Raw genomic sequence first — 474 nt, forward strand, 5'->3', positions numbered from 1 at the left:
GTGGTGGCGGAGCTGGGGCTCACGCTCGTCCTGCTGGTGGGGGCGGGGCTGCTGGGACGGGCTTTCTTCCAGCTGATGGGGACGTCCCCTGGGTTCGCGGTGGACCATGTCCTGACCGCGCACCTGGCCATCCCCCGGGAGCGGTTCGCGGACGGGGACCTGCCGCGGCGCCTGTTCGAGCCGGTGCTCGAGCAGGTGCGGGCACTGCCGGGAGTGCGTGCCGCGGGGATGACCTCGCTGCTGCCCATCCAGCGGGCCTGGAGCAACTTGCGCTACACGGTGGAGGGCGAGCCGCCCCCGGACCCCGGGGAGACTCCGTCGGCGGAGCGCCGCGCCTCCAGTCCCGGTTACTTCTCCGCGCTGGAGATTCCGCTGCTCGCGGGGCGGGACTTCACCGCCCGGGACGCGGAGCCCGGACAGCCGCCGGTCGTCATCGTGAACGAGACCCTGGCGCGCCGGCACTTCCCGGAAGGG

1 protein-coding gene is annotated in these 474 nt (G+C 73.6%); it reads left to right on the forward strand.

The window, feature by feature from the left end; all coding sequences use genetic code 11:
• A partial coding sequence (locus tag D7Y11_RS42900) for an ABC transporter permease (protein ID WP_199753986.1) occupies positions 1–474 on the forward strand: 474 nt, incomplete at both ends.

The organism is Corallococcus sp. AB018 (assembly GCF_003986945.1).
GTDB lineage: Bacteria > Myxococcota > Myxococcia > Myxococcales > Myxococcaceae > Corallococcus > Corallococcus exiguus.